This window comes from Streptomyces sp. NPDC021225 (genome assembly GCF_044332865.1).
GTDB lineage: Bacteria > Actinomycetota > Actinomycetes > Streptomycetales > Streptomycetaceae > Streptomyces.
Genome location: NZ_JBIRPV010000013.1, coordinates 71,981 through 91,671, shown reverse-complemented (window position 1 = coordinate 91,671; position 19,691 = coordinate 71,981). Strand labels below are relative to the sequence as shown.

15 protein-coding genes, 1 pseudogene and 1 riboswitch are annotated in these 19,691 nt (G+C 71.6%); of the genes and pseudogenes, 8 read left to right on the top strand and 8 right to left on the bottom strand.

Going from position 1 to position 19,691, the window contains the following annotated elements:
• Nucleotides 1–514 precede the first annotated feature (514 nt).
• The 5 genes from ACH4S9_RS38380 (at nucleotide 515) to fxsT (ending at nucleotide 9,358) form a co-directional block, all read left to right on the top strand.
• Nucleotides 515–1,360 carry a hypothetical protein gene (locus tag ACH4S9_RS38380; RefSeq protein WP_398376312.1) on the top strand — a complete coding sequence of 282 codons (846 nt, stop codon included), beginning with the start codon at nucleotides 515–517 and terminating at the stop codon, nucleotides 1,358–1,360.
• Nucleotides 1,361–1,503: 143 nt separating this feature from the next.
• Complete coding sequence (locus ACH4S9_RS38375; RefSeq protein WP_385348611.1) at nucleotides 1,504–1,716, top strand: hypothetical protein; 213 nt, start codon at nucleotides 1,504–1,506, stop codon at nucleotides 1,714–1,716.
• 579 nt (nucleotides 1,717–2,295) lie between these two features.
• Nucleotides 2,296–3,768 (top strand): hypothetical protein, encoded by a 1,473-nt coding sequence (locus ACH4S9_RS38370; RefSeq protein ID WP_358848845.1) that lies wholly within the window; start codon nucleotides 2,296–2,298, stop codon nucleotides 3,766–3,768.
• Complete coding sequence (locus ACH4S9_RS38365) at nucleotides 3,765–4,952, top strand: AAA family ATPase (protein ID WP_398376311.1); 1,188 nt, start codon at nucleotides 3,765–3,767, stop codon at nucleotides 4,950–4,952. Before ACH4S9_RS38370 ends, ACH4S9_RS38365 begins: the two co-directional genes overlap by 4 nt.
• Nucleotides 4,949–9,358 (top strand): FxSxx-COOH system tetratricopeptide repeat protein, encoded by a 4,410-nt coding sequence (gene fxsT / locus ACH4S9_RS38360; RefSeq protein ID WP_398376307.1) that lies wholly within the window; start codon nucleotides 4,949–4,951, stop codon nucleotides 9,356–9,358. Before ACH4S9_RS38365 ends, fxsT begins: the two co-directional genes overlap by 4 nt.
• A gap of 19 nt (nucleotides 9,359–9,377) precedes the next feature.
• Here fxsT and ACH4S9_RS38355 read toward each other — a convergent pair whose 3' ends face one another.
• From ACH4S9_RS38355 to ACH4S9_RS38345, 3 genes are all read right to left on the bottom strand, one after another.
• Nucleotides 9,378–11,183 carry an HEXXH motif domain-containing protein gene (locus ACH4S9_RS38355; RefSeq protein WP_398376305.1) on the bottom strand — a complete coding sequence of 602 codons (1,806 nt, stop codon included), beginning with the start codon at nucleotides 11,181–11,183 and terminating at the stop codon, nucleotides 9,378–9,380.
• A 129-nt stretch (nucleotides 11,184–11,312) separates the two neighbouring features.
• A complete protein-coding gene (locus tag ACH4S9_RS38350) occupies nucleotides 11,313–11,483 on the bottom strand; it encodes a hypothetical protein (protein WP_398376303.1) in 171 nt (56 codons plus the stop codon).
• A 235-nt stretch (nucleotides 11,484–11,718) separates the two neighbouring features.
• On the bottom strand, nucleotides 11,719–12,423 hold the full coding sequence (locus ACH4S9_RS38345; protein WP_311726901.1) for a DUF4232 domain-containing protein: 705 nt from the start codon (nucleotides 12,421–12,423) through the stop codon (nucleotides 11,719–11,721).
• Between the two features lie 379 nt (nucleotides 12,424–12,802).
• Nucleotides 12,803–12,985, top strand: a riboswitch (cyclic di-AMP (ydaO/yuaA leader).
• A 5-nt stretch (nucleotides 12,986–12,990) separates the two neighbouring features.
• Here ACH4S9_RS38345 and ACH4S9_RS38340 point away from each other — a divergent pair.
• A complete protein-coding gene (locus ACH4S9_RS38340) occupies nucleotides 12,991–14,301 on the top strand; it encodes a transglycosylase family protein (protein WP_311726902.1) in 1,311 nt (436 codons plus the stop codon).
• 66 nt (nucleotides 14,302–14,367) lie between these two features.
• Here the strand turns inward: ACH4S9_RS38340 and ACH4S9_RS38335 are convergent, their stop codons facing one another.
• Both ACH4S9_RS38335 and ACH4S9_RS38330 read right to left on the bottom strand, forming a co-directional pair.
• Nucleotides 14,368–14,661 (bottom strand): dsRBD fold-containing protein, encoded by a 294-nt coding sequence (locus ACH4S9_RS38335; protein ID WP_014174730.1) that lies wholly within the window; start codon nucleotides 14,659–14,661, stop codon nucleotides 14,368–14,370.
• 26 nt (nucleotides 14,662–14,687) lie between these two features.
• Nucleotides 14,688–15,320: pseudogene (locus tag ACH4S9_RS38330) on the bottom strand (phosphoribosyltransferase); the annotation flags it as partial.
• 150 nt (nucleotides 15,321–15,470) lie between these two features.
• Here ACH4S9_RS38330 and ACH4S9_RS38325 point away from each other — a divergent pair.
• Complete coding sequence (locus ACH4S9_RS38325) at nucleotides 15,471–15,710, top strand: hypothetical protein (RefSeq protein ID WP_352130838.1); 240 nt, start codon at nucleotides 15,471–15,473, stop codon at nucleotides 15,708–15,710.
• Nucleotides 15,707–16,465: a DUF72 domain-containing protein gene (locus tag ACH4S9_RS38320; protein ID WP_352130837.1), complete on the top strand. Its 759-nt coding sequence runs from the start codon at nucleotides 15,707–15,709 to the stop codon at nucleotides 16,463–16,465. Before ACH4S9_RS38325 ends, ACH4S9_RS38320 begins: the two co-directional genes overlap by 4 nt.
• Nucleotides 16,466–16,490: 25 nt before the next feature.
• Here the strand turns inward: ACH4S9_RS38320 and ACH4S9_RS38315 are convergent, their stop codons facing one another.
• Genes ACH4S9_RS38315 through ACH4S9_RS38305 form a run of 3 tightly spaced genes read right to left on the bottom strand, consistent with a single transcriptional unit; the run spans nucleotide 16,491 to nucleotide 19,656 of the window.
• Nucleotides 16,491–17,315: a carbohydrate ABC transporter permease gene (locus ACH4S9_RS38315; protein ID WP_311726905.1), complete on the bottom strand. Its 825-nt coding sequence runs from the start codon at nucleotides 17,313–17,315 to the stop codon at nucleotides 16,491–16,493.
• Nucleotides 17,312–18,229 carry a sugar ABC transporter permease gene (locus tag ACH4S9_RS38310; RefSeq protein WP_311726906.1) on the bottom strand — a complete coding sequence of 306 codons (918 nt, stop codon included), beginning with the start codon at nucleotides 18,227–18,229 and terminating at the stop codon, nucleotides 17,312–17,314. The genes ACH4S9_RS38315 and ACH4S9_RS38310 overlap by 4 nt, the downstream gene beginning before the upstream one ends.
• A complete protein-coding gene (locus ACH4S9_RS38305) occupies nucleotides 18,226–19,656 on the bottom strand; it encodes an extracellular solute-binding protein (RefSeq protein WP_398376298.1) in 1,431 nt (476 codons plus the stop codon). The genes ACH4S9_RS38310 and ACH4S9_RS38305 overlap by 4 nt, the downstream gene beginning before the upstream one ends.
• Nucleotides 19,657–19,691 lie beyond the last annotated feature (35 nt).

Here is a 19,691-nt window from a genome sequence, read left to right as displayed (position 1 = left end):
CTTCCGGCATCATCAACGACTCACGGCGGGAAGCAGGCTCACCGGGCAGGATCTCTTTCAAGTCCCGAGCCACCGGGCCGACGCATACCGGACCTGCAAGATCTTGTACTGCCATTCGAGAGCCTCGTCGTAATCCCTGGGCGTGCAGCTCGTCTCCGTGCTTCGCGCGGAACTCCGCGAACGCCAGCAGCTCTACCCGGTCCGCCGTGATCGAACCGTGCTCGTGCTCGCACTTGTACAGCAGGCGCTTACGGCACCGCAGTCCGCCATCCATCCGGCACCCGAGCGACCACACGACCGCCGCCCATTCAGCTCATCTGGGGCGGGCGGACGCCCCGCGCGCCTTGGAACTCATCCAGATGTTCCTCGAGCGCAGCCGCCTCTCAGGCTGGCTGGCGGCCGACCAGCTGCTCAGCGCGGTGAATCTGGTGACGTCTCAGGCCCATCGTCCGGGTCCCGAGTGGGAGGAGCTACTGCACGCCGTCTGGCACCGGCTGGGTACAGCAGGCCCGACATGACACAGGACCCAGGCAGCAGGTCCTCCGAGCACAGCCGGCCGGACCTCGACTGGCAGCAGATCGCCAACGCGTTATGGCTCACGGTCGTCAGGGCGGAGGCCGACCGCGAGACCGGCCGCCCCGCCCTCCGCCGCGCCCCCGACCCGCCATGGAGTTCGCCCGCGGACGCCGAGGACGAGGAGCCGGAGTCCGAGGGCGAACTGGTCCTGCCCGCGCCGCGGCAGGCCACGGTCGCTGTGCTGCACGTGCTGACTCAAGGTCTCTGGTATCACACGGGGCTCACGCCCGAACGGGTTCGGGTGCGCGTGCCCGAGCCGGGCGCGCCCAACGGCACCTGGCAGCGCCCCGACAGCGCCCCCTGGGCCGGAGGCGAACCGCCGGTCCCGGTACTGGAGCTCGAGGCGCGGTGGCTGCACCGCTGGGCACAGCTCGTGACCCGGCCCTCGGCCCGCGGCCGCGACACCCTCGCACTGCTGCCGGGAGTACCGGCCGAACGCTGGGAGCGGGAACCGGAACCCACCGCCCGGGAGCGGGTGTTCCGCTTCCGCGCCACCGCGTCGCCGAGCGCCTTCAAACTGGCCTCCCGACTGGCGGCCGCGCCGCTGAACATCCCGGTGATGGAGTTCGTCCAGGGCATGCACGAGCCACAGGGCGTCGCAGACCCTGCCCGAGCTCCCGGACACCGAGCGGCTGCTGCCCTACATGCGCGTCCAGGAGCAGGTCTGCAAGGCGCTCTCCGGGCCCTACCTGGAGGGCGCGCGCACCTTCCACGCGCACGTGCTGGCGCACCAGGCGCTCGCCCGGTCGGGCGGTCGATCGGGACGCCCCGGCGAACCAGTTGAAGATCCACCGAATAGGGGAAGTCCGATCCCCGAGGCGGCTGCCGTGACTGATTCCATGAAGTCCCGATCCGACGGGTTGATAGCGACGCTTCGCCCCGTTCCGCATGGGGCCTCCCGCACGCCTGAATTCGAAGGAGAGGCAGATGGCCAACGACCCGAACCAGCACCGCAATGATCGGAATCACGACATACGGGTGTACCTGCTCTTGCTTACCCTGGCAATGATCCTGGTTGTCGTCACGGCACTGGTCTATGTCACCTACCAGCATCCGGCCCTCACCGGCCCGCTGGGAGTCGGCTGCACAGCTGCCGCGGTGCTGGTGTCCGGGCTCGGGTTCGCCATCACGAGGCGGTGAAGCAGCGGCCGCCCGGTCGCGCTCGCCTCGTACCTCCCCGACCGCCGCTGGATGTCATCGCCACGTGTACACGCCGGGCTGCTGGCGCCAATGGTGCTGACGTCTGGCCACAGCCCGGACGCAGGGCCGACCGACCGCGCCCCCAGCCCCGCGGGCTAGCCACCAGATGCCCCGACCTGCGAAGACGACCCGGTCCTCGCCCCGCAGCGCGAGCATGAGGAATGGCGAGAAGCAGCGGAGCGCACTGGCACCACGGTAATGCTCCTGTGCCGTTTCCAGGGGCGCCGCGACGTGCCTGGAGTGTGCTGTCGACGGCGGGCCACGGGCGGAGCCGGCAGCCCGAGGTTGGCCCAGCGGCGCGCCCCTTCGACTCGCCGCGCCCTGCCTCTGACAGCCCGCCATATGCCGGCCACAGCCGTGTGACGGGCGCGACTCTCGCGTCTAACGGGGTGTTATGTATGGCGTTCCGGGCATACAAGTGGTCCGGAGCCCGGGCCGGGCGGCGTCCGCCTGTGGCAAGGTCTCCAGCAAAGATCACCGGCGGCGGGGACTGGTGATGGGGGCGCGGGAGGTCATGGCATGGTGGCCACGGGGGAAGGTGGCCTGGCATCGGTCAACCATCTCGTCACGGCTTTGCGGGAGTTCCGGGTGCTGAGCGACCCGGACTCGCGTGCGCTGTGTCTGGAGCTGGTCGCCAGGGAGCTGGACACGGCGCCGCCGGTCCGCAGCCATCGGGTGACCGACTACTTTCTGGCGGAGCTCGCCAAGGAGTGCCTGGACAACGAGCGGTTCATGCGCGCGCTGCGCGAGTCGCTCGCCATCCTGGCACCGTCGGACGCTACCGCCATCCGCCAACTCGACTCGGTCATACACCAGATGACGGCCCGCCCGGTACTGTCCGCGGCCGCCACCGAGCGGCTGCGCCCGCTGCTGGCGGGTCTGCAGGTGGCCGATCTGGCGGGGCTGTGCCGCGGCGCGGCGGGGCCGCTGCCGGAGGTGCCTCCGGTCACCGACCCGTGGCAGGCCTTCGAGATCCTGAACCGGATGAACGCCAGGCCGGACGGACTGCCGCCGGGCCTGGCCCTGGTCGAGTATCTGGCCGCCTCGGCCTGGCCGCTGGGTCTGGCCGACCGCCTGCGGAGCTGGGCGGACGAGCAGGCGCGCGAGCTGTCGCTGACCTCGCAGCTGAGGTCGCTGCGGCAGCAGGTGGGGCATGCCGCGCCCGCCGAGGCGATCGACGCGTATCTGGTGATCCAGTTGCTGCCGCAGGACGAGCCCGGCCGCTATGAGCTCTCCTCATGGCACCACTACGACCCGGCGGACTGGAATCCGGTCCGCGGCCCGGTCAGCAAGGTCACGGCCGCCACGGTCGAGCGTGCCGTGCAGGACCTGGTGCACGAGGCCGTGGTGGAGTGGGAGGACGCGCACTGCATCCACCTGGAGTTCGTGCTGAGCGCCGAGGACCTCCATCTGCCGGTGCACATGTGGCGCGACGAGCTGGACAGCGACTTCGCCACTCCCCTGTGCTCGACCTACTCGGTGGTCGTACGGAGCCTGGAGCGCAGCCGGACCCGGCACTGGTACCCCTCTTGGAAGAAGCGGTGGAATACCTTCCGCTCGCAGCCGGAGCGGTCCCGGCAGTTGGTCGTCGACGGGCCGGATCCGGACAGTCCGCGCGCCGGTGACCCGAGTGCCCTGGTGGCCCGGCTCAACGCCGACGAGCATGTGGCCGCCCTGGTGCTGAACGCGCCGCCGGGCGCGAGCCGGGAGGGAAACCTCCAGGCCGCGGCGGCGTGGCGGGCGGGCGTCCCGGTCGTCGTATGGGATCGGCGGCACCCCAGGAATCCGGATTTCGTTCATCAGTTGGGCGGGGACCTGGCACGGTTGCGCGAAGCCGTGAAAGAGTTGCGGATGGAGGCCCAAGGCATCGCGCCCGCGGAGCGCGAGGACCACCTTGGGCAACACGTCATGATCGTTTGGGACGACGCGAACCGTCCTGTGGGCGTGGCCGGGCGCTTGGCGGGGCCGGACGAAGGGGTGGGCGGTCGATGACCGACGCAGGGCCTACGAGGCGGCACAACGGACACGCCAACGGCGAACCGGGCCCCGCCTCCCATCTCGGCCCGCCGTCGTCCAGTATCCCCCGCCCCTGGTGGATCTATCAGGGCACCGGCCGCCCGCTGCACGACGTCAGCCTGGAAGAGATCCTTCCGCCGCCGCCTCCCTGGCGCACCTTCAACGGCGTCTCCGCGGGCCCCGCCGACGGCGGCGAGGCGTTATCACCGGAGGACGGCGAGGCGCCGACCGAGCCGCCCGCCCCGCCGGAGGACGAGCAGGACGCCGCGCGGCGGCTGGGCGCCGCTCCCCTGGGCATGCGGTCGGACCCGGAGGAGGCCGATGTCGTCAACGCGGCGCTGATCCTGCGCCGCCCCCTCCTGGTGACGGGCCGCCCGGGGACGGGCAAGTCCACGCTGGCGTACCGGATCAGCAGAGAGCTGGGTCTTGGCCGCGTGCTGCGCTGGCCGATCACCACCCGCACCACGCTGCGGTCGGGGCTGTACGACTACGACGCGGTCGGCCGGGTGCACGCCGCGGCGGCCGGGCAGGCCGCGGACGCCGAATACGCCGAGCACCATGCCCCTGGGCCGGAGGACATCGGGGACTTTCTCCAACTCGGCCCGCTGGGCACGGCGATGCTGCCGCACCGGCTGCCCCGCGTCCTGCTCATCGACGAGTTCGACAAGAGCGATATCGATCTGCCCAACGACCTCCTCGACATCTTCGAGGCCGGCGAATACGCCATTCCGGAGCTGGTGCGCATCCGCAGCCGCCGCCCCGCCGTCCGCGTGCTCACCGACGACCCGGACCGCAGCGCCGTCATCGCCTCCGGGCGGGTGCGCTGCCGCGCCTTCCCGGTCGTCATCATCACCAGCAACGACGAGCGGGAGTTCCCGCCCGCGTTTCTGCGCCGCTGTCTACAGCTGCGGCTGCCCGACCCGGACGCCGACCGGCTCGCCGCGATCGTGGCCGCGCACCTGGGGCGGGCCGACGACCCGCGCGCCCTGGAACTCGTCCAGATGTTCCTCGAACGCAGCCGTCTCGAAGGCGGGCTGGCCGCCGACCAGCTGCTCAACGCCGTGTATCTGGTGACGTCTCAGGCCCATGTTCCGGGTCCCGAGTGGGAGGAGCTGCTGCACGCGGTTTGGCACCGATTGGATGTCGCGGGCCCGCAATGACACAGGACCCGGGCGGCAGGTCCTCCCAGCGCGGTCGGCCGGATCTCGACTGGCAGCAGATCGCCGACGCGTTATGGCTCACGGTGTGCAGGGCGGAGACCGACCGCGAGGCCGGCCGCCCCGCCCCCGCCCCGCCTTCGGCCGCACCTCCCGCGCAGGAGCCGCCCCGCGCCCCGGACCCGCCGCGGGGCTCACCCCCGGACGCCGAGGACGAGGCTCCGGAGCCCGAGGGCGAGCTGGTGCTGTCCGCGCCCCGTCCGGTGGAGCTCGTCGGCGTGCCGGCGCCGTCCGGCGAGCCCCTAGGGCAGGCGGTCGCCGCCGATGTCGTCACGCCCGCACCCCGCCTGGCCGCCGTCTCCCCGCCAACCGCCGAGCGTGCCCTGTCCCGGGCGCTGCGGCCGCTGCGGCGCACCTCGCCCTCGCCGGTCGCGAACGAGGTCGACGAGGAGGCCACGGCCGAGCGCGCGGCGCGCGAGGGGCTGTGGCTGCCCAGTTGCGTCCCCGTGCGGGAGCGCTGGATGGACATGGTCCTGGTGGTGGACCGCAGCAGCTCCATGGTGGTGTGGCGCAGAACCGTCGACCATCTGGTCACCGTCCTGGTGCGCACCGGGGCGTTCCGTACGGTCAGCGTGCAGCGGATCAACTTCGACCACCCCCTCCCCGCGGATCCCGCGGGCGACCGGAGTGGGCCGGTCCGCGAGCGGGGCGGCGGGCGCTCACCGGTGGACGGGATTCCGCCCCGCGGCAAACGGGCCGTGCTGGTCCTCACCGACGGCATCGGCGCGGCATGGGCGGACGAGACCGGCAAGCGCGCTCTGGCCCGCTGGGCCCGGCAGGCCACCGTCGCCGTCCTGCATGTGCTGAACCAGGGCCACTGGCACCACACGGGGCTCACCCCCGAACGGGTGCGGGTGCGCGTGCCCGAGCCGGGCGCGCCCAACGGCACCTGGCAGCGCCCCGACGGCGCCCCCTGGCCCGGAGGCGAACCGCCGGTCCCGGTACTGGAGCTCGAGGCGCGGTGGCTGCACCGCTGGGCGCAGCTGGTGACCCGGCCCTCGGCCCGCGGCCGCGACACCCTCGCACTGCTGCCCGGAGTACCGGCCGAGCGCTGGGAGCGCGAGCCGGAACCCACCGCCCGGGAGCGGGTGTTCCGCTTCCGCGCCACCGCGTCGCCGAGCGCCTTCAAACTGGCCTCCCGGCTGGCGGCCGCGCCGCTGAACATCCCGGTGATGGAGTTCGTCCAGGGCATGCACGAGCCGCAGGGCAGCCCCGGCGACCTCGCCGAGATCCTGCTGGGCGGGCTGCTGCGCAAGGTCGGCGCGGCGGACCCGATGGACGAGACCGGGATCGGCTACGAGTTCCACCAGGGAGTGCGGGAACTCCTGCTGTCGGCCGGGATGCGGGACGAGTCGCTGTACATCCTGCGCAGCGTCCTGGACCGGCTCGGCCGCCGCTGGAAGCCCCTGCACGTCCTGCGGGACGCACTCAACCACCCCTCGCAGACCCTGCCCGAGCTCCCGGACACCGAGCGGCTGCTGCCCTACATGCGCGTCCAGGAGCAGGTCTACAAGGCGCTCTCCGGGCCCTATCTGGAGGGCGCGCGCACCTTTCACGCGCGCGTGCTGGCGCATCAGGCGCTCGGCCGGTCGGGCGAACGCCGCGGCGAACCAGTTGAAGATCCACCGAATAGGGGAAGTTCGTTTCCCGAGGCGGCTGCCGTGACTGATTCGATGATGTCCCGAAATTCCCGTTCCAACCCGTCCTCCCCGAAGGACGAATCGTCACCCCCGTCGGCGCACGGCACGCCGGGCGCCGCGGGTGAGCATCCGAGAGGAAGTTTTGTGCCCGTGACCGCTGCCCGGTCCCTGCCCGCCGTGGAGGAGCGCCGTGCCGGGGATCCCCCGGCCATCTGGGGGAACGTCCCGCCCCGGAACAACAACTTCACCGGGCGCCAAGCGTTGCTCGACACCTTGCACGAGCGTCTGAGCAGCGAGGGCACGGCCGCCGTGCTCCCCGAGGCCCTGCACGGGCTCGGCGGCGTGGGCAAGTCGCAGATCGCCCTGGAGTACGTGCACCAGCACGCCTCCGACTACGACGCGGTGTGGTGGATCCCCGCGGAGCGCCCCGAGCAGATCCGGCAGGCACTGGTCCAGCTGGCCGACCGGCTGGGGCTGCACGTCGGCCAGGAGTCCAACATCGCGGTGCCCAGCGTTCTGGAGGCGCTGCGCACCGGCCGCCCCTGCCGCGACTGGCTCCTGGTCTTCGACAACGCGGAAGAGCTGGATACGGTACGGCCCTTCTTCCCCAGCGGCGGCCCCGGCCGGATCCTCGTGACGTCCCGCAACGCCCAGTGGTCCCGGGCCGCCCGCACGGTCGAGGTGGATGTCTTCGACCGGGAGGAGAGCATCGAGCTGCTGCGGCGCCGGGGCCCTGAGCTGCCGGACGAGCAGGCGGACCGGGTGGCCGAGGCGCTGGGCGATCTGCCGCTGGCGATCGAGCAGGCGGCCGCGTGGCTCACCGAGACCGGCATGCCGGTCGACGAGTATCTGCACGTCTTCGAGGACGAGCGGGCCGATGTCAGCACCCGGCGCGCCGAGTTGCTGGCCCAGGGCGTCCCGGTCGACTACCCCGAGCCGGTCGCGGCGGCCTGGAACATGTCGCTGCGGCGGCTCTCCGAGCACCACCCCGGGGCGCTGCAACTGCTCCAGGTGTGCTCCTTCTTCGCTCCGGAGCCGATCTCGCGACGCCTGTTCTCCGGGGTTCGCGGGGTCTCCCTCTCCCCCGAGCTCTCCGAAGTGCTACAGGACCCGATCAAGCTCGGTCATGCGATCCGCGAGATCAATCGCTACGCGCTGATCAAAATCAATCACCGGAATAACACCATCGAGATGCACCGGCTGGTGCAGGCGGTGCTGATGGGCCAGATGTCCCCGCAGCAGCAGGCGGACATGCGGCACAGCGCCCATGTGCTGCTCGCCTACGGCGACCCCAACGACGTCGCCCCCGTCAACTGGCCGCGCTACGCGGATCTGCTGTCGCACGTCCGCGCCTCCCGCGCGCTGGACTGCGACGACAAGTGGGTCCGCCAGATGGTGCGCAATCTGATCAGCTTCCTGTTCGCCTGGGGCGACCACCAGGGCGCCCGCGAGTTCGGCAGCCAGGTGGTGGAGTCCTGGCGCCAGTCCCTGGGCGAGGACAGCCTGGAGACGCTGTCGGCCTCCCGGACCCTCGGCCACGCCCTGACTGCGCTCGGCCACTACAAGGAGGCTCGGGAGCTCAACGACCGGATCCTGGAGTTGCTGCGGGCCCATGCGCAGGCGGGCGAGAACCACGAGGACACCATCGCGACCATGGGGGCGGTCGCCAACAGCGCCCGACTCCAGGGGGATTACGCCCGGTCCGTAGAGCTGGAGAAGGACCGGTGGACCAGGGCGCTGCGCGTCTTCGGTGACGAGGACCCGTACACCCTGGGTGCCGCGAACGACTACGGGCTGGCGCTTCGCGCCATGGGCGACTTCTCACTCGCTCAGGAGATCCACGAGTCCGCGCGCGACGCCGCGGCCATCGTGCTCGGCGAGGACTCCCTCAGCGCGATCCTGCTCGCCACCAACCTCTCCAGCGACATCCGCGGCAACGGCCAGTACCACGCGGCCCGCGCCATGCAGGAGGAGACTTTCGCGCGCGCCTTGCGCAGCGTGCCGCCGAACGCGCCCGTGTTCGTCAACGCGATGCGCACCCTGGCCGTGGCCCGTCGCAAGGCGGGCGATCACGAGGGGGCTATCGAGCTGACCCGGCAGGCCCTGGACAGCTACCGGCTGCGCTATATCGAGCCCAACCTCGACATCACCACGGCTGAGATGAACCTCTCGATGGACCTGCGCCAGAACGCCGACCTGGCCGGCGCCCGGGAGCTGGGGATGAAGTCCCTGGAAGACCTGCGGATCATTCTCGGCCCCCGGCACCCCTACACCTCGAGCGCGGCGACCAACCTGGCCGTCACGCTGCGGCTGCTCGGCGAGACCGAGGAGGCGCTGGCGCTCAACAAGGAGACGCTGCCGGTGTTCGTGGAGACGCTGGGGTCCGACCACCCCTCGGCCCTCGTCTGCGCCATCAACCTGGCCAGCGATCTGTACACGCTGGCGGACTACGAGGAGGCGCACGGCCTGGACACCGAGAGCCTGGCCGTCTGCCGGGAGCGGCTGGGCGAGGACCATCCCACCACGCTGGCCTGCGCGGTCAATCTCTCAGCGGACCTGCGCGCCCTGGGCGAGAGCCGGTCGGCGGAGGAGCTGCACAACGACGCCCTGGAGCGGTTCCGCCGGGTGCTGGGCACCCAGCACCCGGCCACCATCGCGGCGGCCCGTGGCATCCGCGCGGACTGCGACCTGGAGGCGTACACGTTCTGACGCGGCGCCGCCCCGGCGTTCAGCGGCGGGTCCCGATCCAGTGGGCGAGAGTCACCGGGTCGGGGCCGCCGAGGGACGGATCGCGCAGCGCCCGGTGCACCGCGAGCACGACTTCCGGACAACCCCGCAGCGCCTCCCTCGCCGGGCTCGCGGGCAGGGTCAGGGCGAGCCCCGACCACGCCGGGAGGTTGTCGGGGCACGCGGCGAGGCGGTCACGGTAGCCGTCCAGCGCGGCCGCGGTGTCACCGGCGGCCCAGTCGAGATCGGCCTTCAGCGGGGCGTCCATGCCGTCGAAGGGACGCTCCTCCGGTTTCTCCCGCACTTGGTCGAAACCGGCCGGGTCGCGCAGGCGCAGCCGGATCAGGGCCGGGCGCGCCACCACCGCCGTCCGGGACGCGCGCAGCACGGTCGTGGGCAAGGTATCCGGTGCTGGCTGGCCCAGCCGCCAGGCCCGCGCCCACTGCCCGGTCCGGCTGGGGTCCACCGCCAGATGATGCAGACGGTAGAGCAGTTGGTGATCGAGGCTGAGGTCCTCGGCGGCGCGCAGCGGAACCTCCGGGACAGGCTCCGTGAGCCACACGGCCAGTCTCTCTTCGAGCCCCCGCAAGAATCGGTCGCCCAGGGCGGTGAGCTCCGCATGGGCGCGCAGCGTCCGCAGCCCGTGCGAGGTCTGCGAGCGCCGCAGCGCGAATTCGAATTCCGCGGTCTGTGTGCTCTCGTCCGGTGCATACCTGCGGGACTGCCAGAATGCCGTGACGCCCAGAAAGGCGTACACACCATGCAGTAGACCGCGCAATGGGCGGGGATCCGCGCGCCAGGGCGCGTAGTGGATCTCCTCCATGCCGCCGTGCATCAGGGGCACCAGGTCCAGCAGCGCGCTGAGTTTGACGTGCTGGGCTTCATGGATCAGTGACGCCGCGAGGGTGGCCGGATCGGTCGGAGGGTTCAGCAGCACGCAGCCGTAGGCCTCGGGTGACGAGGCGCTGAACGGTTCCGCCCGAGCGGGATAGCGCACGGGCACGACGGAGATCAGACAGTCGGCGACACCGGCTGGATCCACATTGCTCTGCCCCGCGACGAGCGCCCAGGCGCTGTCGAAGTGTTGCTGCCACCGCCGTGCCTCCGGTTCGCTCAGCCGCGCGGGAGCAGTGGGGCGCAGAAAGTCCCGGTAGGGGTCGAGGTCGTCCAGGTAGGGCGAGCAGGGGTGGACGGGGTGTCGGCCGTGCAGCCGTCTCAGGGGGTGCCAGCCCTTGGCGTCCAGGGTGAGGTCGGAAGGCAGCAGCACCGTGTGCGAATCGGCTCGCAACCTCCGATCGCCCGCGCCATCGGCGGAGATCTCGGCGACGGGGGAATCGCAGCCCGCGAGTTCGACGAAGCCCAGCGCGGGAAGCATCACCCCGCCGTCCCTGACGCCGACCGCAATCCGGAACTCGATCCCCGCGAGCAGGGCCGCCGAGGCGGCCACGGTGTGCAGATAGCCGGTCTCCAGCCATAGCGGGACCTCATCGGCCGTCTCACCCTCGACGCCGCGCAGCCTGCGCAGGCAGCGGCTGAGCCATGCGCCGATCTGGGGGTGCAGCAGCAACTGCTCCGCGCTCGACGGGCTGCGCCGCTCGGCCCGTATCAGCAGCTCCCATGCATCACGCGGCGCGGACAGCGGCCCTGGCACCTGGGGATGGGAGGAGGCGAGGTCGGTCAACGCGCGTAGCAGCAGCATGAGGCGGCTGCGTTGGCCCGCCCGTAACTCGGCGATCGCCGCCGCGCCTCCGCCACCGCGCGTCAGCTCGTCGAGGCACGCCGTGGACAGCCGGTGGTGACGGCTCATCGGGGACGCGGTGAGCGGCTGTGTGCGGCGCAGAGCCGGAAGCGGGGAGGGAGGGCCAGCTGAATAGTCCGCCGGCATGGCCGCCTTTCTCGATGGAGTGAATACTGGTGTGCCACCGCCGGAACTACGTCAACAACCCTGGTTGGCATCAGCGGCGGTCGCGAGCGTCGGCGGGGACTGTACGAGTTCGAGCAACCGCCGGGTCGCGAGGGTGAACTCCTGACTGTCCCCCAGTTCTTCGAGCGTCGTTCCCGAGAGGTCCACCAGCTCCGTCTCGACCCCGGTCGCCGCTCGCTCCATGACATCGTTCCCCTCTAGACGCTCCGTGCCGGCTCAGGCGAGGCCTCTTCACATGGTGGCCCACCCGATAATGATTGCGGAAGGGCGAAAGGGGCCAGTGGGTGTCGCGGCCATCAAGATTTTCGGACACCCAAGGGCGTCATGTGGCCGCGCTTCCCGGCCAATTCATTTCCGGCGCGTCCGGGCGGGGCGCGGGGCGGGGGCGGCGGTCCGCGCCCCGTCGTGGTGCCCCGGTTCAGGGCTGGGAACCCGGCTCGACGGCGGTGACCTCGAATACGCCCCCGCAGACCCGGAAGGAGCGCGCGGATACCTTGATGGAGCGGTGGGAGTCCGGGGGGTAGGCCCGAATTTCGGCCGCGGTCCGCCAACAGGGCTTGTCGGACAGGCCTTTGTTCACCGTGTGCAGACTCGCGTAGGCGCTGTCGCCGGGTTTCAGGACGACCGTGGGGCGCCCCGGTCCGCGGCGGGTGGCGGGGTCGCCGATAGCGGCGCCGGGGGCGTCGAGGAGCGAAACGCCGGGATACCCGGTCAGCGTGCAACTGGCCGCGCCGGTATTGGTGAAGGCCAGGGGGACATAGACATTGCCCGCGCCGATATCCGCCCGGCCGGTGGACAGTTTCAGCTGATCCTTGGAGCAGATGCGGCGGACAGCGGGCGGGGCGGCGGAGCCGGCCTCGGTGGTGACGGACGGCTCGGCCGCGCTCGGCGCCTTCGAGGCCGGATCGGCCTCGGGCGGGGCCGTGCTGGGCGCAGCGGTGCCGGGCCGGGCGGTGCCCGTGGCCGAGTGGGACTTGCCGGCCGAGCCGGGCGGCGCGGGCGCCCCCGACGTCGTATCGGAGCCGCAGGCGGTGACCGCGGCCAGGGCGCCGACGACCAGCGCGGATATGGATAAGACCGGCGGCCGGCGCCTCGCGGGCGCCCCGCCGTGTGGCTGTGTCATGGCCAACCTCCTGTGGGTCGGGCCTCCGGCGGCTCGTCGGCCGCCGCACCGAGTGCCCCGACAGCCCCCGTCCGTTCCCCTTCCCACTCCCCTTCCCTCGATGGGCGCCCTTATTCCGGTCGATATGCGACTCCGCCGCGCGGCCCCAGCATTAATCACATAATTACGGCAATTCGGCATTACGGATTCCGGGCCGCAATCACCCCATCCGGAAAGCCGTGACCCGGGTCACATTTCATCAGCGGCGTGATCGATTTCAGGACACAGGTCCGTCGAGACCTTGTCGTGACCAAAACGGTGTGTTTACTGTGCCGCACCCGGCGCATTCGCTGCGGCGGGTCCTCCTCCGCCGGAGCGCCGAGTCCTGCCGTGGTGGAGGGGTGACACGACGACCTGTCACGGCAGGAGCGGGGGAACCAGGTAGGCGCCGTGCCGCACGACATCGGGCGGTACGGCTAGGGGTGAAGTCGCGCCGCGGTGCCGGGGGGCACCGGGGAAGGCGCGGCCGGGCAGCTCCCGCCCGAACCCGACAGCTCACCTCGCAGGCGTCAGGAGAGGATGAGCTCAATGGCTGCACGCGGACGTCACCGACGGCCCCGGCCCCGACGCGTCTCCCGCGCCTCGCTCGCGTTCACCGCGGGCGGCGCCGGGGTCGCGCTGCCCCTCATAGGCGTCGGCCAGGCGAACGCCGCCTCCGTCGACACCTGGGACAAGGTGGCGGAGTGCGAGTCCACCGACAACTGGAGCATCAACACCGGGAACGGCTACTACGGCGGCCTCCAGTTCTCCCAGTCCACCTGGGAGGCGTTCGGCGGGACGACCTACGCGTCCCGGGCCGACCTGGCCTCCAAGGACCAGCAGATAGCCATCGCCGAGAAGGTGCTCGACGCCCAGGGGCCCGGCGCCTGGCCGGTCTGCTCGGTCAAGGCGGGCCTGACCCGCGGCGGCCAGCCCGCTGACGTCTCCCCCGGCACCTCGGGCTCCTCCGGCTCCTCCCAGGCCGCTCCCAGGACGGCCCCGAAGGCCACACCGAAGGTCACGCCGAAGGACGCCCCGCGGGCCGCTCCGAAGGCCACCACCAAGGCCGTCGACCAGAGCGCGGCCGCCACCGGGCGCTCCGCCGCCTCGTACACCGTGGTCGGCGGCGACACGCTGTCCCGGATAGCCGACGCCCGGGATGTGGACGGCGGCTGGCAGCGGCTCTACGAGGCCAACCGCCGCGTCATCGGCGGCGACCCCGACCTGATCTACCCCGGTCAGAAGCTCACCCTCGACGGCAGCGGGTCCCCGGCCGCGAAGACGCCCGAGAGCCGGCCCCGGGCCGAACAGCCAAATCAAGCCAAGCAGCGCGCCGAGCAGGCGGACCGGGCCAAGCAGCAGCGGGCCGAGCAGGCGGCCAAGCAGCGGATCGAGCAGGCGCAGAAGGCGCGCGAGCGCGCCGCGAAGTCCGGCTCGTCGGCGCGCTCCTCCTCGTCCTTCACCACCCCGGTCGCCAGCCACGGCATCGGAACCGCCTACGGCGTCTCCGGCAGCAACTGGTCCAGCGGCCACCACACCGGGGTCGACTTCCCCGTCGCCACCGGCACCCAGGTGCGGGCCGTGGGCTCGGCCGAGGTGGTCGCCGCGGGCTGGGGCGGGGCGTACGGCTACCAGGTGGTGCTGCGCCACCCCGACGGCATGTACAGCCAGTACGCGCACATGTCGGCGCTGTCCGTCCACGTCGGCCAGTCCGTGTCCGGGGGCCAGCAGCTCGGCCGTTCCGGGGCGACCGGCAACGTGACCGGGCCGCATGTGCACTTCGAGATACGTACCGGGCCCGACTACGGCTCCGACGTCAACCCGCTCGCCTACCTCCGCTCCAAGGGCGTCCAGATCTGAGAAATCCGATGTGAAAGGTGTCGTGAAGGGTGCTCTGCCGCGGCCCGGCGCCGCGGCAGACCGGCCCTACATCACCAGATGTGCCTTCGCGTGCGTGACCTCCTCGATGTCACCGCCCGCCTTCGAGATCAGCCGGTGAGCGAGGTTGTTCAGCGCCCGCGCCGCCGCGATCTCCTCGCCGACCCGCGGCTGTGCCGGGTCGTCGGGATTCCGGTTCGCGCGACCCTGAGCCAGGATCTCGGTCCCGTCGTGCATCCTCAGCCGGACGACCGCCTCGGTGAGAGGTCCGAGCTCACGGAACTCCATTTCGATGTCGCATCCCACGATCGTCTCCATCGCGGTCATCACCTCCTGCTTCATTTACCAGGATGCGCCCCACCCGGCAGATCGGTCGACCGGGAGAGCAGGTCGACGACCTCGGCGTCACTGGTCTGCGAGAAGTCCTGGTACCACTCGCCGACCGCCGAGAACTCCGGTGGGGTCGACAGACACACCACGTCATCCGCGTCCTGACGCAGCGCCTCGGCCGCGTCGGGCGGCGCGACCGGGACGGCCAGCACCACCCGGGCCGCGCCCTGGGCGCGGGCGACCCGGCAGGCGGCCCGGGCGGTGGCGCCGGTGGCGATCCCGTCGTCCACGACGATCACCGTCCGGCCGCCGACCGCGACCCGCGCCCGGCCGCGCCGGAACCGCCGCGCCTGGCGCGCCAGCTCCTCCTCCTCGTCCCGCTCCACCTCCGCGAGCTCCTCCTTGCCCGCCCGGCTCATCCGCACGATCGCGTCGTGCACCACGCGCACTCCGCCCTCGCCGATGGCGCCGAAGCCCAGCTCGCGGTGGAAGGGGACGCCGAGCTTGCGGACGATGATCACGTCCAGGGGCGCCTTCAGCTCCCGCGCGACCTCGAAGGCCACCGGCACCCCGCCGCGCGGCAGGCCGAGCACCACGGGGTCCTCGGCGCTCAGCGGGCGCAGCCTGGCGGCCAGGCGCCGCCCGGCGTCCGCGCGGTCGACGAAGATCATGACTCACCCCCAGCGCAGGGAGACCCGGGGCCGGGAAACCCGCCCCGTCCTTACGACTCCATCCGAAGATTCCCCCGTCCGCAAACCGGCGGGGACCCGGTCGGCCGCGCCGACGCGCGGAAGCGGGCCGGCGCGGCCCACCCTGGAAACATGGAGAACGCCACGGATCCGAGCGAGTCCGGCCATCTCGTCTTCGTGGACGCGTACGACGCGGACACCAGATACCGGCGGGTGTGGCTGCGCGGCCCGGGCTGGGAGCCGCTGGAGCGGGAGGAGTTCGAGCCGCGGGTGCGGCGGCTGTTCCCGGACATCGACCTGGACGACCCGCGGCAGGTCCACTGGGTCGACCGGCCGGGCCAGTGGCCGCCGTGGCACCCGGGCGAAGCATGACCGTCCTCGTCGGCACCTCGGGGTGGCAGTACAAGGACTGGCGCGACGTCCTGTATCCGTCCGGCTGCCCTCAGCGGCTGTGGCTGGAGGAGTACGCGCGGGGGTTCGCCACCGTCGAGTCCAACAACGCCTTCTACCGGCTGCCCACCCGCGAGCAGTTCGCCGCCTGGCGGGACCGTACCCCCGACGGGTTTGTGATGGCTCTGAAGGCCAGCCGCTATCTGACCCACATCAAGCGGCTCCGGGACCCCGAGGAGCCGGTCGCCCGGCTGATGGCGCACGCCGAGGGCCTCGGGGACCGGCTGGGCCCCGTCCTGCTCCAGCTGCCGCCCACCCTGCGCGCGGACAGCGGGCTGCTGGACGCGGCGCTCGGCTGCTTCCCCTCCGGGACGCGGGTGGCCGTCGAGCCCCGCCATGACTCATGGTGGTCCGACGGGGTACGGAAGGTGCTGGAGCGCCGCGGCGCCGCGTTGTGCTGGGCGGACGCCGCCGCCCAGCCGGTGACCCCGCTGTGGCGTACGGCCGGGTGGGGCTATCTGCGTTTCCACCACGGCCTGGCCAGGCCCGCGCCGCGCTACAGCCACCAGTCGCTGACCGCCTGGGCGCGCCGGGTGGCCGATGCCTGGCCGGAGCGCGGCGATGTCTACGCGTACTTCAACAACGACCCGGGCGGGGCGGCCGTCCACGACGCCGTGGTCTTCGCCCGGGCCGTGGAGCGGCGCGGCCGCGAGGTCAGCCGCACGCCTGCCCTGTGACCGGCCGCCCCGCGACCGGCGCCGCTCACTCCTTGACCGCGCCGCCGAGCATGCCCTCGATGAACCGGCGCTGGAGGGCCACATAGACGACCACCACCGGCAGCGCGATCAGCACCGAGGCCGCCGCGAGCAGCGCCGCGTCGGAGCTGTGCTGCCCCTGGAAGAAGGCCAGGCCGAGCGGGACCGTGCGATGGGCGTCGTCGCTGACCATGACCAGCGCCATCAGGAACTCGTTCCAGGTCCACATGAAGGTGATGACGACCATGGTGGAGATGGCCGGGCGGCCCATGGGGACCAGGACCCGCCACAGCGTGGTCCAGGTGTTCGCGCCGTCGATCCGGGCCGCCTCGATCACCGACCGGGCGCTGCCCCGGAAGTACGTCCGCATCCAGAACACGCCGAAGGCGAGGGACTGCGCGGTCTGCGGCAGGATCAGGGCCCAGTAGGTGTCGGTGAGCTCGGCGTACCGCAGGTCGAAGTAGAGCGGCACGACCAGTGCTTCCTGGGGCAGCGTCAGGCCGATCACGAAGAGGTAGAACAGCACCGTGGAGCCGGGGAAGCGCATCACCCCGAAGGCGTACGCGGCGAGCACCGCCAGCACGGTGGTGGCGGCCACCACGACCGCCGTGACCAGGACCGAGTTGCCGAGGTAGGTGCCGAAGTGGCCGCGGTTCCAGGCGTCGGCGAAGTTGCTCCAGTGGAGCCCGCCCTGGGGCAGTGAGAAGCCGGTGTCCAGGGAGTCCTGTGAGCTGAAGGCGGTGGAGAGGATGCCGATGACCGGGGTGAGCGCGATGACGGAGAAGAGGGCGAGGATGCCGTAGGTGACACTGCGTTCGAGGCGCGTGGTCATGACCGCCGCCCTTCCACGAGCCGGGAGACCGTGACGGTCAGGACGAAGATCAGGACCGTGAGGGCCACTCCGACGGCGGCCGCCGAGCCGACCTGGTTGGTCTCGAACGCGCGGTGGTAGACCTCGTAGGCGGGCACGGAGGTGGAGTTTCCGGGGCCGCCGCTGGTCGTGATGTAGATGAGGTCGAAGTTGCGCAGCCCGGCCACGATGGTCAGGGTCAGCGCGACCGCGATCTGCGGCCGCAGACCGGGCAGGGTGACGGAGAAGAACTCCCGCACCGGCCCGGCGCCGTCCATCCGGGCCGCCTCGTACAGCTCGCGCGGGATGCGCTGGGCGCCCGCCAGGAAGAGCACCATGCACAGCCCGGTGCCGACCCAGGTGCCCACCACGCCCACGGCGGGCAGGGCCCAGTCGTAGTCGCCGAGCCAGGGGCGGGCGAGCGAGCCGAGGCCGACCGCGCGGAGCGTGTCGTTGAGCAGCCCGTCCGGGGCGAGGATCGAGCGCCAGGCGACGCCGACCACGATCAGCGCGAGGACCTGGGGCAGGAAGAGGACGGTGCGGAAGAAGGTCATGCCGCGGACCCGGGCCCGGGACATCGCGGCGGCCAGCAGCAGCCCGATGGCCACCGGCAGGGCCGCGTAGAAGACGAGCAGCAGCAGCGCGTGTGCGAAGGGGGCACGCAGTTCGGGGTCGGTGAACAGGTCGCGGTAGTTGTCGAATCCGGCGGGGGTGGCGACGGTCAGTCCGTCCCAGTGGACGAACGACAGCCACACCGACTGCCCGAAGGGGTAGAGCAGAAACGCGGCGTACAGGACGAGGGCGGGCAGGATGTAGAGGTAGCCGATGGCGCGAGGCTCGCCCGGGGCCCGCCGCCGGTACGCGGCGGCGCTGAGCGAGTGAAGAGGTTTTTTCATTTCGGCTCCGCCGGGGCGGGGGTGGCCGCGTGGCGCTCGCGCTGTTTCTTCATGAAGGCGCCGTAGTCCGTCTGAAGGGTGGCGGCGAAGTCCCCGGGCGAGGTCTTGCCGCTGATCACGCCCTGGAGCGCGGCGGTGATGGTGTCGAAGAAGGTGGGGGTCGAGTAGTCGAGGTACGGGACAAGACCGTCGGCCGCGCTGAGCCGCTTCCACCCGGCGATCATCTGGCCGTCCACGGTGTCCGGGTCCACCCGCTCGGCGGCCGTTCCGGGCACCGCGGGCAGCACGCCGTGCTCGGTCATCACATCGGCCGCGTGCTTGTTGGTGATGAAGTCGAGGTAGGCGGCGGCGACTTCGGGGTGCTTGGAGCGGGAGGTGATCGACCAGGCGAGCCCCTGGCCGCCGGTGGTCACTGGGGCGCCGCCGGCCGAGGCCGGGGGCGGGACCATCATGCCGAGCTTGTCGCCCATGCCCTTCTTCAGGTCGGCCAGCAGCCAGGTGCCGGTCACCAGATAGCCGCCGTCGCCGGCGGAGAACTTCTTGGCGGCGTCGTCGTAGCCGAGCCCGTTGGCGCCCTTGGGGAGGTAGCCGCGCTTGGTCCAGTCGGCGAGGGTGGCCGCCGCGTCCTTGGTGGCGGCGGTGTCGAAGCCCGTGCCGCGGCCGAGGACGGTGTCACGGACCTCGGTGGCGGCGAGCTGACCCTGGAGCACGCCGAAGGTGTGGATGGCCGGGTACTTGTCCAGGTTGCCGAACTGGATGGGCAGCTTGCCGCGGTCCTTGAGGCGCGCCAGGCTCGCGGTGAACTCGCTCCAGGTCTTCGGCGGCTTGACACCGGCCTTCGCCAGCACGTCCTTGTTGTAGTAGATGCCTATGTACTCGCCGGTCTGGGATATGCCGTAGAGCCGGCCGGTGCCGAAGTCGGTGCCGTCGGCGGAGACCCGGTTGAGGTTGAGCAGGGTGTTCGGGTAGCGGGTGTTCCAGGCGTAGATCCCGGCGTAGTTGTCGAGCGGGGCGAGCAGCCCGGCCCGGACGAAGGACACCATGTCCGGGTAGCCCTGGTTGGCCTGGATCACATCGGGCGGGTTGTTGCCCGAGACGGCGAGCTTCAGCGTGGTCTTCAGGTCGTTGAAGCTGCGCGCCACCCGCTTGATCTTCACATTGGGGTACTTGCGCTCGAACTCCTTGTTGAGCTGCTCCAGTTCCCCGTTGGTGCCGCCCCGGATCTCCTGGTCCCAGACCGTCAGCGTGACCTTCCCGGCCTTGGCCGGGTCCGGCACGGCGACGGCGGGGCCGCCGCCCGGGCCGTAGGCCTGGGAGCCGTCGGTGCCCGGCACACAGGCCGAGGCCAGCAGCGCCACCCCGGCGGTGAGCAGGGCCGTCACGGCCCTCCGGCGTACGCGGCGCGCGCCGGTACGGGGGAATCCCATGGACATCTCCTTGAGGCGTGTCGGACGTATCGGGG